The organism is uncultured Virgibacillus sp., from assembly GCF_947495635.1.
GTDB classification, from domain to species: Bacteria; Bacillota; Bacilli; order Bacillales; family Amphibacillaceae; genus Virgibacillus; species Virgibacillus salarius.
The window spans coordinates 1-13,238 of record NZ_CANMAB010000110.1; the positions used below are offsets into that span (position 1 = coordinate 1).

General features: G+C 38.0%; 13 protein-coding genes. 10 read left to right on the top strand and 3 right to left on the bottom strand.

From position 1 onward, the window contains the following. Window positions 1-108: 108 nt before the first annotated feature. A complete protein-coding gene (locus Q1A47_RS17780) occupies window positions 109-1,680 on the bottom strand; it encodes an L-lactate permease (protein WP_026682788.1) in 1,572 nt (523 codons plus the stop codon). A gap of 49 nt (window positions 1,681-1,729) precedes the next feature. Then, entirely contained in the window at window positions 1,730-2,665 is a 936-nt protein-coding gene (locus Q1A47_RS17785; RefSeq protein ID WP_034679671.1) for an L-lactate dehydrogenase, read from the bottom strand. A gap of 236 nt (window positions 2,666-2,901) precedes the next feature. Between Q1A47_RS17785 and Q1A47_RS17790 the strand changes: the two genes are divergently transcribed. The 7 genes from Q1A47_RS17790 (at window position 2,902) to Q1A47_RS17820 (ending at window position 10,786) form a co-directional block, all read left to right on the top strand. Continuing rightward, window positions 2,902-3,774: an AAA family ATPase gene (locus Q1A47_RS17790; protein WP_026682790.1), complete on the top strand. Its 873-nt coding sequence runs from the start codon at window positions 2,902-2,904 to the stop codon at window positions 3,772-3,774. A 15-nt stretch (window positions 3,775-3,789) separates the two neighbouring features. Then, window positions 3,790-5,700, top strand: a complete 1,911-nt coding sequence (locus Q1A47_RS17795; RefSeq protein ID WP_121604315.1) for a nitric oxide reductase activation protein NorD — start codon at window positions 3,790-3,792, stop codon at window positions 5,698-5,700. A gap of 247 nt (window positions 5,701-5,947) precedes the next feature. Further along, on the top strand, window positions 5,948-6,406 hold the full coding sequence (locus Q1A47_RS17800; RefSeq protein ID WP_026682791.1) for an N-acetyltransferase: 459 nt from the start codon (window positions 5,948-5,950) through the stop codon (window positions 6,404-6,406). Window positions 6,407-6,562: 156 nt separating this feature from the next. Then, a complete protein-coding gene (locus Q1A47_RS17805) occupies window positions 6,563-7,210 on the top strand; it encodes a GntR family transcriptional regulator (RefSeq protein ID WP_026682792.1) in 648 nt (215 codons plus the stop codon). Window positions 7,211-7,279: 69 nt separating this feature from the next. Beyond that, window positions 7,280-8,479: a PLP-dependent aspartate aminotransferase family protein gene (locus Q1A47_RS17810; protein ID WP_166530988.1), complete on the top strand. Its 1,200-nt coding sequence runs from the start codon at window positions 7,280-7,282 to the stop codon at window positions 8,477-8,479. A gap of 253 nt (window positions 8,480-8,732) precedes the next feature. Next, window positions 8,733-9,389 (top strand): hypothetical protein, encoded by a 657-nt coding sequence (locus tag Q1A47_RS17815; protein WP_226983597.1) that lies wholly within the window; start codon window positions 8,733-8,735, stop codon window positions 9,387-9,389. Beyond that, window positions 9,389-10,786, top strand: a complete 1,398-nt coding sequence (locus Q1A47_RS17820) for an HlyD family efflux transporter periplasmic adaptor subunit (protein ID WP_166530989.1) — start codon at window positions 9,389-9,391, stop codon at window positions 10,784-10,786. The genes Q1A47_RS17815 and Q1A47_RS17820 overlap by 1 nt, the downstream gene beginning before the upstream one ends. Window positions 10,787-10,955: 169 nt before the next feature. Here the strand turns inward: Q1A47_RS17820 and Q1A47_RS17825 are convergent, their stop codons facing one another. Continuing rightward, complete coding sequence (locus Q1A47_RS17825; RefSeq protein ID WP_121604317.1) at window positions 10,956-11,807, bottom strand: YihY/virulence factor BrkB family protein; 852 nt, start codon at window positions 11,805-11,807, stop codon at window positions 10,956-10,958. A gap of 129 nt (window positions 11,808-11,936) precedes the next feature. Between Q1A47_RS17825 and Q1A47_RS17830 the strand changes: the two genes are divergently transcribed. Genes Q1A47_RS17830 through Q1A47_RS17840 form a run of 3 tightly spaced genes read left to right on the top strand, consistent with a single transcriptional unit; the run spans window position 11,937 to window position 13,091 of the window. Continuing rightward, the gene (locus Q1A47_RS17830; protein ID WP_051388451.1) at window positions 11,937-12,413 is read left to right on the top strand and encodes a DUF948 domain-containing protein; all 477 of its coding nucleotides are present in this window, start codon (window positions 11,937-11,939) and stop codon (window positions 12,411-12,413) included. Window positions 12,414-12,415: 2 nt separating this feature from the next. Beyond that, window positions 12,416-12,880 (top strand): DUF948 domain-containing protein, encoded by a 465-nt coding sequence (locus Q1A47_RS17835; protein WP_246484927.1) that lies wholly within the window; start codon window positions 12,416-12,418, stop codon window positions 12,878-12,880. Then, the gene (locus tag Q1A47_RS17840; RefSeq protein ID WP_026682796.1) at window positions 12,861-13,091 is read left to right on the top strand and encodes a hypothetical protein; all 231 of its coding nucleotides are present in this window, start codon (window positions 12,861-12,863) and stop codon (window positions 13,089-13,091) included. The genes Q1A47_RS17835 and Q1A47_RS17840 overlap by 20 nt, the downstream gene beginning before the upstream one ends. Window positions 13,092-13,238: the final 147 nt, after the last annotated feature.

Below are 13,238 nucleotides of genomic sequence, written 5' to 3' on the forward strand. Positions count from 1 at the left end.
ATAATAGCTACTAGAGGAAGCGTAAATCTGAGCATTTAGTGATAAGGACTGAGCGAATTTTGCTCCGTTTTTCTTATCTACTAGGTTCTGTCGCTATTCCATTGCACTTTAAAAGATTAAGGACAATAAAAATGTCCAAATACAAACGAATGCGAGCAATGCAAAGCTGTATTTAAGAGTCATTTTCATGAGTGTGGCCTCGTTTCCTGTTTCACCTACGGCTGCTGCTGCAATCGCAATGGATTGTGGCGAAACGAGTTTAGCCATGACTCCTCCGGCTGTGTTCGCAGCAACCAGTAGAGATGGGTTAGTACCTAGGATATTTCCCGCTGTTGCCTGGATTGGTGCGAATAGGGTGTTGTTGTTTACAACAGAGCCTGTCATAAATACACCGATCCATCCAAGAATTGGTGACAATAACGGAAATACTTGTCCCGTTTTAGCCACTGTTTCACCAAGCGCCGTTGTCATTCCTGCATAGGTCATGAGTTTGGCAATTCCTAGTATGGCACAGATCATGACGATAGGAATACTAAATTCAACCACGGTTTTTCCCAGAAGCTTGCAGCTTTTTTTGAAGTGGATGGCTTTCGTAGTGATCACCGTCGTCAAGGCAGATAATAAGATTGCTGTCCCTGTGGCCCCGAGCAAATCGACAGTTATTGGTATGGTTGAACCTGGTATAAGTCCCTTCACAACTGAAAATTCTAGTATACCCCCCTCTGCAAATAGTCCTTGAAATACAGGGAGGCTCCAAATCATGATAAAAAAGGTCAACAGATAAAAGGGGGACCATGCTTTTACCACTTCTCCAATGGAATAGGTTTCTCTCTTATTTTTATAATCATCAAGCAAAAAGATGTTCTTCGGCTGCCACTTCTTCAAGAACAGTGCTAATACCCCCATCGTTAAGAGAGAAGGAATAATATCCGCAAGTTCTGGACCGATGGTGATCGTGATGACTGCCTGTGACACAGTATAGGTCGCTGCCGTCACTAAAATAGCAGGGAATATTTCCTTGATTCCCTTCCATCCATCCATGAGCCAAATAAGTAAGAATGGAATCGTAAAGTTAATGATTGGTAGGGTAAGGGCTGTCATCACGGAAACCTTCATGGATGTCACATTCTCCAGTGCAAATGTATCAATAATTCCAACAGGAATTCCAATGGCACCGAAAGCACCGGAAGCACCGTTTGCAATTAGACACAGCATGGCTGCCTGCAAAGGTTTAAATCCCAGGGAAACCAAGAGCACAGCACAGATGGCAATTGGTACACCAAAGCCTGCAGCACCTTCCAGGAAGGCATTAAAGCAGAACCCAATTAATAAAAGCTGTAGACGTTGATCATGTGAAATCCCAGCGATACTTCCTCGTAAAACATCAAATTTTCCGGATATAACGGCAATTTTATATAACCATACTGCCATTATAATGATATAGCCAATCGGCCATATTCCGATTATGGTACCTTGTACGACACTGCCCACCGATTCCTCAATAGGAAGCTTAAAGACAAACAGTGCGATTATGAACGTTACACCAAGATTCAATATAGCTGCATGTATGCCCTTCATTTTAAAAATAGTCAGGCTCAAGAGAAATAACAAAACGGGAATGGCTGCAACCATCGCTGTGATTCCTAAATGACCGAACGGATTAACACTTTCAACTAACATACAAATGACTCCCTTTTAGTAAGAATGATTGGATGATGAGCTTGCCCTATTACCCTATCTTCTGTTGAAAGTCTTGCAATAGTTGTACAGAGATCGCAAATTTTTCTTGTTCTCTTTCATCCAGCGAGAGCTCAATCACATTTCTAACCCCTTTTCGGTCAACAACCGCTGGAACGCCGATATATACATCATTGACACCATACTCTCCTTCGAGTAGCGTACCAACTGGTAAAACCACCTGCTCATTCCGCAGGATCGCCTTCGTGATCCTCGCTAATGCCATTGCAATTCCGTAATAGGTCGCACCTTTCATTTCAATAATTTGATAAGCAGCATCCTTAACCTGTTGGGTGATCACTTCTTTTCTTTCATGGGATATCTTGGTAGTGATTTGTGTGCCTGAAATATTAGCAGAGCTCCAAACCGGAAGCTGTGAATCACCATGTTCACCGATAATATACCCATGAACACTTATAGGAGCGATCCCAAATTCTCTTCCTAACAGGCTTCGAAATCTTGCTGTATCCAAGACCGTTCCTGAACCTATGACCCTCTCTTTTGAAAGGCCTGAGAATTTCCATGTAGCATAAGCCAGTATATCAACCGGATTCGTTGCTACGATGAAAATACCATCAAAACCGGATTTCATAATCTCATCCACTATTGACTTGAAGATATTTACATTTTTTTGCACCAGCTCTAGTCTTGTCTCTCCGGGATTCTGTGCTGAGCCAGCACAAATAACCACAATCGCCGCATCTTTACAATCTTTAAAAGTCCCATACCGGATCGTCATGGGACTAGGTGCATATACAATCCCATGATCCAAATCCATTACATCTCCCTGAGCCTTTTTCTTATTTATATCCACTAGTATGATATCGTCACTCAATCCCTGATTTATCAATGAATACGCGTAACTGGACCCAACCGCTCCTGTACCTATTAGCACCACTTTACTACTTAAAATTCCACTCATATTCATTACCTCCCGACATTTTCATTTGTGTATTATCCCCAGCATAGATTCATGAATACATTTGTGATTTTTTCACAATATGATGTATGTTAATTCATTGGTGTAATATATAGTGAAGAGTTACATACTGCTTTTTTGTGATTTAGTTAATTCTCATCTCTATCCTTTAATAGCGTCATAAAACAGCTAACTTTTGTTTTTCTCATAAAAAAAGATACAATAGCTCTGAAAGGAGTTTATGTATGCGTACGAACTATGAATTATCAGACAAAATGACAGAACTATTGAATAGCTATAACAGGAATAGCAACGCATTTCAGGAATTAATTGGTGAGGGTGGTTATATGCCGCCGAATCAAGAATTATTAATAGATGCCATCTCAGCGCTCAGCATGGGGAAAAACATTCTGTTAAAGGGTCCAACTGGTGCTGGAAAAACCAAATTTGCTGAAACACTTTCTATGCTATTTCAACAACCAATGTTTAGTGTCAATTGCTCCGTTGATTTAGACGCTGAAAGCCTGTTAGGCTTTAAAACACTTGCAAATAAAGATGATCAGCAGGTTATCGAATTTGTTTCAGGACCTGTCATTAATGCGATGCAACATGGCACATTTTTATATATTGATGAAATTAACATGGCAAAACCGGAAACATTGCCTTTAATAAACGGAGTCTTGGATTATCGTCGAACGATAACGAATCCATTTACAAATGAACTGGTGTCTGCCAATAAAGGGTTTAATGTAATTGCTGCCATTAATGAAGGGTATGTTGGTACCGTTCCGCTCAATGAGGCATTAAAAAACCGTTTTGTTGTGATTGAAATACCTTATATCGAAGGTGAGCAACTAAAGCAACTGATTCAAGAGAATACGCAACTTAATGATGAGCATACCATTGACTTATTTGTTACGTTGTCAGCTGACCTCATTCAAGCCGTAGTTCAAGGGAAAATAGCTGAAGATGCAGCGTCTATTCGTGCTTTACTAGATGCATGTGACTTAAGTGTCCTTATTCCTGCGGAACGAGCGATTCAACGAGCCATTGTTGATAAACTGGAAGAAGATAGGGAGAGGGAGTTTGTCTTGAATCTGGCGGCAACCTTATTCTAGTTAGGAGATTATACGATGTATCGTTTTCATGATTCTAAAGTAGATACTAATTTATTTCGGCAATTGCAGGATCTGACTACGGTTTTATCCAGTAATCCCGAGCTATTATTCGAGTATAGTTTTGGTTCTTATATTGATTTATTAGATGGGAAGGTAACCGCAAGCAGAACCTGGGATACTACCAGTCCCAATGTAAAAGTGGCTGGCTTGAAATCGGATGTTTTTTTACGAACAATTGGATCGTTTCGTTATTCTGATATACAGGCTATGAAGGAATTTTTACACACCGTAAATGAATCTTCGTTGCCAAAATTCGCTTCTCAACTATTTGCATTATTTGAAGATATTCGATTAGAGGAGAAAATAAAGCAAGAACGCCCGGGGACAAAGCATGTATTTACTGTTCGGAAAAATTACTATAAACATAAATTTGAAAATGAACGTGCTGCACATGTTACAAGGGGCCTAGCATTAGATGAATTATTTTGCTTGATTTATTTAACTTTACAATCGAATAGCCCAGACCCTAATTTTCCGAGAGCTTCACAATCACAGCTTGAGCAATTAAATAAGGTCAAGCCACTTATTTATTCTGTATATGAAGCTAGAAGTACACAAGCTGTTTCAGGGATTGTCGAGCAAATTGTTTCCCGTCTTCATGAAGGATACGTAGATACAATTCATGATTATTTTGTATTTCCCATTCATCATATTGATAAATATACTAAAAACACATTATTTGATGAGTTAACAAGGACGGATGAGCTTGCAAATGAGGATAGCGAAGAATTGGACGAAGAGAAAAATGAATATATGGATGAACAGTTTTCCACCTGGCATCGGGAAAATGAGAATAGTGATCGACAGCAGACCTTTCTGCAATTTGAATTAGAAGTTGGTACTAAAACGAATATCATGGGCAATGGTGCCAGAGAAACAGAAGATGGTGATCAAGCAATGGGAACGATTCAAGGGTCATCAGGACAAACTAAAAATAAGGATTACTCAGATTTAGACACTTTGGATAAACAAGAAATAAAGCCAGGAAGCGGCAGAGATGCAATATATGGGGAAGCAAATAAGAATGCGGTAAAATGTGTCAAACAATCAAGCCCTCCTTCCCAAGCGGATATTAATGTATATCTTGATTTTGTGAAAGATATTGAAAACTATAAGCGCAAGCTATCGACGATTATAACAAAAACACTGGAACATAAGAAGAATGCAGCAAGAAAGGATTTAATGATTGGCAGATTGTCTAAAAAATTATTGCCGATGGTGCTTGATGAGAAGCCACGAATATTCTATAAGAAGAATCAAGAATCGAAGGAATTAGATGCCGCTTTTACATTGCTAGTAGATTGTTCTGCCTCGATGCATGGAAAGATGGAAGAAACAAAGCGAGGAATTGTACTATTTCATGAAGTGCTTAAATCCTTTCAAATCCCACATTCTATCATGGGATTCTGGGAAGATGCTATGGAGGTAACGGATCATTACCAGCCTAATTATCTTCATATCATTCACTCCTTTTCCGATTCCTTATACCAAAATAATGGACCAAAAATTATGCAGCTCGAGCCTCAAGAAGATAATCGTGATGGATTTAGTATTCGAGTAGCAGCAGAGCAATTAGAGGCCCGCCGTGAAAAACATAAATTTTTACTAGTATTCTCTGATGGGGAACCAGCAGCAGCTAATTATAATCAAAATGGCATTGTCGATACAAATCTTGCAGTTCTGGAGGCGCGAAAAAAAGGAATGGAAGTCATTGGTACTTTTCTCGCTGATGGTGAAGTAGATGAGTTGGCAGATAAGCTAATGCAGAATATTTATGGTAAGCATCGTATTCTCGTTCCAAGCGTTTCCGAACTTCCTGATCACTTTGCACCACTTCTGAAAAAATTATTATTAAAAGTAATATAAAAAAACAGATCCATTTTGTTATGAAAGCACCCTTAAATAGAACTTAGTTTTGTAGGCAAGCTTCTAGGTTAACGTATTAATTTATCTCCTGTATAGTATCACAGGGGTATGAGCTAAAGGCTTTTGAACCAATCGGACATGTACTGGCAGTCGATCCCCCAATATTGATAAGTGGGAGGGTTACTACCGGTTATATGTGAGATAAACGTGTATGATGTTTACAAATTGAAGAAAGTGAAGTGGGAACATGGACCTCCATATACGTGAGGTATCGACTGAAAACTGGCAAACGATTGCTTGTCTTTCGGTAAAGAAAAATCAGCAGGACTACATTGAGAGTAATGCGCTCTCCATTGTTCAATCGATGTTTGAATCGGAATGGCAATCTGTAGGATTATATGATGGAGAAATAGCAATTGGCTATGCTATGTATGGTCAAGTAAAACGAGAAGGTGACGTTTGGCTAGATCGTTTTATGATCGATGCGAAGTACCAGGGACTTGGTTATGCATCAAAGATTTTGCCAATCCTTCTCAAGCATATTGAAGAACTATATGATACAGAAATGATTTATCTAAGTGTCACACGAGATAATACAAAGGCGCAGGCCTTATATGAGCGGTTGGGTTTCCGGTTTAATGGAGAAGAGGATCATTCAGGTATTGTCTCTGGATTGGTAATGGTACGAGATACAAGTACCATTTAATAACTATTGATGGAGAAGCGGCTTATCAACGTCGCTTCTTTTATTATAGTCTATAAAGAATGAACCTCTTATTGACATTTGGGTAGAGTTAGCACAAAATAATTGTATACAATTATACAAAATCACAAGTGGTGGATAGGAAGGGTGTGAAGTAAAATGCGTCTTGGAACGAAGGATTATGTATATGAGGAGATAAAAAACAAAATTATTTGTGGGCAAATGGAGCCTAATCAGGACGTTATTGAGGAAAGTCTTGCTAAGGAATTAGAAGTTAGCAGAACACCTCTACGTGCCGCATTACAACAATTGGAATTTGAAGAATTATTGGTAAGAAAACAGAATGGCAGATTAAAGGTTGCGCCACTTTCTATCACAGAGGCAAGGGAAATTTTTGAGATTCGCAGTATATTAGAAGGTAAAATCGCTAGAGATGCGACAAAACATGCTACAGAAAAAGATATTTACCATTTAAAGAATATAACGCTACTGATAAATAAGGCTAAAAAGCAGGGATTGGAAGATGATCATATTCAATACGGTATGGAGTTCCATTCTTACTTATATGAGCTAAGTGGAAATAAAACGGCAAAGAAAATTCTACTTACACTAAATAATCATATAAATCGTTATCGAAGGTTAGGCCTAATACAAACAACAGATTCAACGGAAAATCAGCTAGATGATCATGCTTTAATATTAGACCATATGATAAAAGGCGATGCGCATCAAGCGGAACTTATTTCACAGCAGCATGTTATGAAAAGTCTAGATACTGCTATTAAAAAGATGGAGGAGTTATATTAACTTATGCTTCCATCTAAAAATAATTGTATACAATTATACAAAACGTAAGATAGTGAAAGGAGAGAGAATATGGATTGGAAGCGAGATACGAAACTAATTCATGAGAACTTAAAGCCAGATGCTAAGACAGGGATGATCACACAATGTATTACACCTGCTGTAGCTTATGCTTTTCCAGATGCAGAAACAGCTTCAGATGTAGTTTCAGGAGAACGGGAAGGAATCTATTATGGGCGGTATGGTAATCCAACTGTACAGACCTTGGAAAAGAAAGTAGCGACTTTAGAAGGTGGGGAAGCCTGTTTAGGCTTAGCTAGTGGAATGGCGGCAATTTCCACAGCATTATTAACCTTTTTAAAAAATGGTGATCATGTAATAGTAACAAAGGATGTTTATGGAGGTACGTTTAGTTTCTTACACTCTCTTGCCCCACGCTTTGGAATTGATGTTAGTTTTGTAGATTGTACGAAGCTATCTTCTATAAAGCGTGCTTTAAGGGATAATACGAAAGCTGTTTATATTGAAACTCCGTCGAATCCGAGACTCACAGTGCTTGATATAAAAGCAATTGCTAATTTATGTAAGCGTTATAATATTCCTTTAATTATTGATAATACATTTATGAGCCCGTATCTACAGAATCCGTTACAATTAGGTGCCGATGTTGTCATTCATAGTGCAACGAAGTATATGAACGGACACGGAGATGTATTAGCTGGTTTGATTATTAGTAATGCATCCACTATTCAATTCATGCGAAAGAGAATTGCAGGTGATCTTGGTCAACAATTAAATGCTTGGGATGGATTCCTGATAATTCGAGGAATAAAAACAATGGCGTTACGTATGAATAAGCACTGTGAAAATGCTCAAAAAATAGCGGAGTATTTAGAAACGCATGAAATGATTGATACAGTTCACTATCCAGGTCTATCTTCACACCCTCAACATCAATTAGCAATTCAACAAATGCGTGGGATGGGAGGAATTGTATCATTTGAAGTAAAAGGAGGGTGCCCAGCAGGAAAAATGTTTATAAACCATCTTAAATTAGCTATGATATCTTTTAGCTTGGGCGACCCGGAAACATTGGTTCAGCATCCTGCTTCGATGACACATGCGTCAATTCCACCTGAAGAACGTTTGAAGTACGGGATTACAGATGGTCTAATCCGCCTATCAGCAGGTTTAGAAGACAGTGAAGACATTATTCATGATATACGACAAGCATTGAATAGAGTACAATCAAGTATAAAAATAGTAAATTAATGAAGGTATATGCGCTTGCTCCTTATGTAAGGACGAGCGCATTTTTTCGCCAAAGCTTATTTTGCTATCTCTTTTGGCCATTCTATCATTGATTATAAGCGTAGCATTTTGACTTCATATGTTGTAGGATCTTGTCAATTTTTACAAAAACAATAGATTTTTATCCGATTCTACGATAAAATTAAGGCAATATTTGTAATTCTGATAATTGAAATATAGAAGAGGGATGTAGCAGATGACTTATTATAGCAACATGGGTAAATTTCTGTTTTCCATAGAAGATCATTTATTTCGAGTAAAGAAAGCAGAGAAAATAAAAAATCTGTGGAAAATGAATTTCTTACTTCTTTTATGTACTGTCATCTTATACGGTTGGATGGCCTACGTAGGCATAGGAACAAATCTTCTTTCGTCAGGAGCTATGGAGCTAAAGCCATTAATCTATGAGCAACAAAAATTTTGGTTTCTGGTAGGAAGGGTAGCCTTTGCAGTTTTATTTACAGCGTTAGTGTTGTTTATACCTTCATTGATTTTCTATGTTATTACAGGAGTACCTTATCGGAAACTATTAATCATGCAACAGGTTGTCTTATTGGTAGTTTTAATTGAAAGACTAATATGGATTCCGTTAGCAGTTTTTAATGGGCTAGATTGGTATGTATCTCCTTTATCTCTAGGGATTATTGCATCATACCTTTTCGACAATACGCTGTTTATTTATTTTTTCGGAGCCATTTCATTATTTCAGCTCTGGATCATTTATTTTCAAGTCAAATACATAGGTTATTTATCAGATATAAAGAAAAAGTGGCTTTGGCTTATTGTAATAGGGTTACATATGTGTTATTGGATTCTTGCTGCATTGATAGCATATACTGATCGATACATCTTGAATGGGTGGTTTGGATAATGCAAAAGGCTAAAAAACGTTTTCTGCAAGTCGCTATTGTATTATTTATTGGTGTTAATTTTGTATTGGTTTATATCGATGATGAAAAAAAAGTAGATCGAATTGCTTATATCTCTGACTGGTCTCAGGTTAATCAGATGGATATGGAAGAAAAGTTGCATACTTCTGGGGTGTTAGCTGCTACGGAAGCGAACCACGTGTACTTTGATCCTCAACCAGGAAGCTTTAATGAATTCCTGGTAAAAGAGGGGAGCCAAGTTAGTGCGGGAGATGCACTTTTTTCTTATACGGTAGACAATTATTATGAAGCGGAGTCGAATCTCATTCAAGAAGCAGATCAGATAGAGGGTGAAATTGCTGCTATTCAACAGGCGATTACACAAATGAGAGCTTATCAGATTCCGCAAACAAATACAGAAGCATCCCCATCATTAGAAATAACATCGGAGGAAATGCGTGTAGAGTTTCCACAAGATCCGATCCAAGCCAATTTGGTTAAAGAGCAATATATTGTAGAAAAGGAAAAAGAATTGGCACAAAAAAATGCTGCGTTAACAAGTATTAACAATCAATTACAAGAGCTTCAAACGACGGGTGATACGATTACGGTGGAAAGTCCATATGAAGGTAGAGTTGCATCGGTATCTTCCTCATTGCAAGATCCAATTATAACGATTGAAAGTGCATCTCTACATGCTGAGGGGGAGTTGACGGAACAAGAGCGTACGCTTGTACAAGCAGGCTTACCCGTTGAGATTAGCATTTCCGAGAAAGATATAAGTCTGGAAGGTACTATTAATCATGTAAGTGATGCTCCAAAAGGGAATGTGACTGTAAAAGATGATAGTATCTACCCTTTTGCTGCAACGTTTGAATTAGATGAGGAAGAGGCAAATATGGAAGGTGCGAAGGAAGAGAAAGAAGAAACAGTAGAAAACCCGGAAGCTGTCGGTTCGTCTGATACAATGGATCAGACGGAAGAAAAGACAACAGATGGTACGGAAGCATCTACCAAAGATAATGAGAATCAGGAAGCGTCGATTGAACAAGCATTATTACCTGGCTATCATGCAGATGTAACAATTATTACGAAATCATCGGAACAGGCAACAGTCTTATATGAAGATATGATCGCTCAAGGTAATGTATGGAAAATGACAAAAGAGGGAAATTTATTGAAGCAGAAAGTAGATACGGGAATTCTTATGAATTCTATGTTAGAGATAACTTCTGGCGTGACTGTTGGAGATGCAGTTGCAGCGGATCCAGAAAGTCAATTTCGGCAGCAGGCAACATTTATAACGCCAATTAAGTGGGACCATAGTTGGAAGCGTATCATTTCTCCTCGCGATACTGCTTGGTACGAGCCCTTTTTGATAGGCTTCTTATCGCGATAGAGGAGTTGTCCTAAAAGACAACTCTCATCCTAAACCAGCCCCCGGAAGGTGGTTCAACTCCTAGGGAGTAAATACGACTCGGTGCGAGGCTTAATGCAGCCGTTCTTCTCGCTGGAGTTTCTCGCGTAATCCAGTTGCTACATCTGTACGAACCTTTTTGGCTGCTTTTTTACATTGATGATGTGAGAATCTTCTCATCATCTGACTGTTGTTGCTTCTGATGGCATATAACATTAATAATGGCACCACTTATTAGAATCATTCCAGTTAGGAAAAACCAAATTAATAAAATGATGATGCCACCAAGACTACCATATGTAGCAGAATAATTCCCAAAATTACTGACATATACGGAAAAGCCTAACGAGATAACCTGCCAAAGAAAGCTAGCTGTTATGGTTCCGGGAATAATATGTTTAAAAGGGAGTCGTTTATTCGGAGCAACACGATATAGAATAAGAATGAATCCTGATAATATAATGAGACTAACAGTCCATCGAAGCACTTGTAATAACAAAGCAGTGGTAGCAGAAAAGAAGAATAAGGAATCTAAAAATTGGAGAATGACATTTCCAAAAATGGGTACGATAATGGCAACAACCAATGCTATAATCATGCTTAAGGTGAGGCCGAGTGCAATGATGCGAACAACGAGGAAGTTCCTTGTTTCATTCATTTCATAAGCTTCGTTAGTTGCTTTAATGAAGGCATTCATCCCGGCTGAAGATGACCATATAGCTCCTATTATTCCAATGGTAAGTAGACCACCACGTGGTGTTTCGATAAGTCGAACAATATTTTCTTCGAAGATAGCTGAAAGTTCATTAGGTAGAGCACCTTCAATAAAAGTAATGGCATCATCAGGATGTATATTAAAATATGGAATTAAGGCAAAGCAAACTAAAAATAATGGTACGATAGATAATAAGAAGTAGTAGGCTAAGGCAGCTGCTAACAAGGGAACATTATCACTTTTGAATTTTGCTGTAAATTGCTTGGCAATTGCTTTTATATTTGACATATACGTTCCTCCATATGTAGTTTAATTACCATATACCCATTATTTCCATGATGTAATCGTCAAAGCACAATACGTTTTATTCGCGTATTCAAGTGGTATAATGCATGTATAGGAAGGGGGATGTTCGAATTGGAAGGAATTATATATATAGCTATTCTAATGATTAGTATTGCATTTGCATTAACGGTCGGGTATATTGCCTTAGTATTACATCGTGTGTCTAAAACACTGAGAACGATGGGAAATACATTAGGGGAAGTTGGGCAAGAAATGCAACAAGTAACCCCACAATTAACACATATGTTACAAGAAACGAATGGAATGATGGACGACATAGAAGAAAAAATGAAGGCAACTGATAGTGTGTTTGCAACTGTAGAGAACATGGGTAACTCGATCAATACGATAAATCATGTATTAATGAAAAATAATTCTAAGCTTACAGATGCCGAAATGGAGCAAAAGACAAAACCATATATTGAAGGTATTCGTTGGGCTGAAACAGCATTTTATTTATTTGATAAATGGAAGCGGCATACACCTACCCAGAATAAGCAAGAGGAAGCAGCTGATGTATCAAACAATCATTCAGGGAGAGAGGGATAATCATGTTAACAGGTATTGGAGTATTATTAATTGGGATTGCATGTTTAATAATTGCTATTTTTATTGCACATGTATTAAATAATTTAGCGGGGGTGCTTCATGGTGTCGAGAAAACGGTGAATCAGCTTCCGGATCAAATGAATTCCATTTTTAAGGAAACCACTAATTTAATAGAAGAAAGTAACCATACCTTATCAGATATAAATGAAAAAATGAAACAGTTAAGTCCGTTATTTTATATTGTCGGTGATGTTGGAAATGTAACTCGGAAATTTTCCTCATCCTTGGTTGATGTAACGGAATCGTTAAAGCAAAAAACGGAAGATACGAAGGAAGTAACTAATAAAAATAAAGCTGGTGGTTTATACGGAACATTTGCTCTTGGATACTACTGGTTGCAAAAACGTAGACAGCATAAGAAAGATCAGCATGAAGGAGCACCATTAAATGACGAACATAACGAGTAAAAGCGTCAGTGTAATTACAGCCGGAGCAGCAATTGGCATAGCTGTAGGTTGGTTTGTGAAAAGCAATATGACAAAGCAGGGGATAGAGGAAAAGCGTTCTATCTGGGAAACAGCTAAGGAAATAGAGAGAAAAGTATATCAAGATGGTCAAGCTCGTGCAATTAAGATTGATGGCTTGAAAAAGGATATCCAACAAAAGCTGAAGCGTTGATATGTAGAGTAGGAACATCCAGTAAAAATTCTTACTACATATGTTCATATACCTGTAGGAAGGTCAGGCCAAGGGGCTGGGACAAAACCCAGTAAAATAAAAAGTGGTACTCGCCAATAATTTGGTAAGTACCACTTTTTTTGAGAT

Bases quoted from the DNA above. Each gene is read 5' to 3' on its own strand.
- Q1A47_RS17780 (WP_026682788.1), bottom strand. From the start codon at position 1,680: ATGTTAGTTGAAAGTGTTAATCCGTTCGGTCATTTAGGAATCACAGCG.
- Q1A47_RS17785 (WP_034679671.1), bottom strand. From the start codon at position 2,665: ATGAATATGAGTGGAATTTTAAGTAGTAAAGTGGTGCTAATAGGTACA.
- Q1A47_RS17790 (WP_026682790.1), top strand. From the start codon at position 2,902: ATGCGTACGAACTATGAATTATCAGACAAAATGACAGAACTATTGAAT.
- Q1A47_RS17795 (WP_121604315.1), top strand. From the start codon at position 3,790: ATGTATCGTTTTCATGATTCTAAAGTAGATACTAATTTATTTCGGCAA.
- Q1A47_RS17800 (WP_026682791.1), top strand. From the start codon at position 5,948: ATGGACCTCCATATACGTGAGGTATCGACTGAAAACTGGCAAACGATT.
- Q1A47_RS17805 (WP_026682792.1), top strand. From the start codon at position 6,563: ATGCGTCTTGGAACGAAGGATTATGTATATGAGGAGATAAAAAACAAA.
- Q1A47_RS17810 (WP_166530988.1), top strand. From the start codon at position 7,280: ATGGATTGGAAGCGAGATACGAAACTAATTCATGAGAACTTAAAGCCA.
- Q1A47_RS17815 (WP_226983597.1), top strand. From the start codon at position 8,733: ATGGGTAAATTTCTGTTTTCCATAGAAGATCATTTATTTCGAGTAAAG.
- Q1A47_RS17820 (WP_166530989.1), top strand. From the start codon at position 9,389: ATGCAAAAGGCTAAAAAACGTTTTCTGCAAGTCGCTATTGTATTATTT.
- Q1A47_RS17825 (WP_121604317.1), bottom strand. From the start codon at position 11,807: ATGTCAAATATAAAAGCAATTGCCAAGCAATTTACAGCAAAATTCAAA.
- Q1A47_RS17835 (WP_246484927.1), top strand. From the start codon at position 12,416: ATGTTAACAGGTATTGGAGTATTATTAATTGGGATTGCATGTTTAATA.
- Q1A47_RS17840 (WP_026682796.1), top strand. From the start codon at position 12,861: ATGACGAACATAACGAGTAAAAGCGTCAGTGTAATTACAGCCGGAGCA.